Annotated in this window: 1 protein-coding gene and 1 pseudogene; one reads left to right on the plus strand and one right to left on the minus strand. The window is 62.0% G+C overall.

Annotated elements, in window-relative coordinates:
* A pseudogene (locus tag ACRYR9_RS19720) lies at positions 1-508 on the minus strand (transposase); the annotation flags it as partial.
* A 144-nt stretch (positions 509-652) separates the two neighbouring features.
* On the opposite strand from ACRYR9_RS19720, the gene ACRYR9_RS19725 reads away from it, so the two are divergent.
* Positions 653-801, plus strand: a 149-nt coding sequence (locus tag ACRYR9_RS19725) for a DUF4158 domain-containing protein (protein WP_135147952.1), incomplete at its 3' end; no start/stop codon positions are given.

Consider the following 801-nt stretch of genomic DNA (forward strand, 5'->3'; position numbering starts at 1 on the left):
GGGCAATCAGCACCGCCCACAAGTAATGCGCCGCTCGCTTCGGGCGTGCTTCAGGTTCGGGTGTGGGTGTGGCCGCGTTGCCCGGCACCGCCACCCCAGGTACGCCCGCGCCAGGTTGTGCAGTCTCCACCGTGGCTGGTTGCGACGCAGCAGGCTGAGCCAGCGCCGTTACCGCCGCTCTCAGCGGCGAGTTTGGTGCCAGCACACCAAAGTAGCGGTGCCGGTGGGTGCGTGGCGGGGGAACCAGCGCGGCGATGCGGTCGATCAGCTCCAGCGGTGTGAGGTGCAGCTCATCAACCTTGGCACCGCGCTTGTCGCTGGTGGGTTCGCTGCGCTGCTTGCCGCAGCGGTACACCAGTTTGCTTCCCTCTTTGCGCAGCCTGTCCATCGCAAAGGGTGGGCGGGCGCAATAGCGCAAGAGCCGCTCAAGGCCTGGACGGTCGTGGGATTCAATGCACACCCCGGCATCCACCGAGAAGCCGCTGTGTTTGTAGCCCAGCATGTCTTGGGGTCTCCTCGTTTTCAGTGCAATAAGTGACGGTACGCAAAGCTAGCACTGGCGCGGGGGTGGTCTGGGTAGACCGTTGATTTCATTGACTTTCCTGTTCGCTTTGTAAACGGGTATGGTGGCCTCCCACTTTTGAGGTTCACGATGCAGGGTTGGCACACAACGTTTTTGGGGATGCGTGGGCTCCCCCGCGATATCAGCGACTTCGAGATGAAGGCATTTTTCACCTTCGATGGTGCCGAGCGCGACGCAATCAATGCACGCCGAGGTGATTCCCACAAGCTTGGTCTGGC

Source organism: Kineococcus auxinigenes, assembly GCF_050871525.1.
Taxonomy (GTDB): domain Bacteria; phylum Actinomycetota; class Actinomycetes; order Actinomycetales; family Kineococcaceae; genus Kineococcus.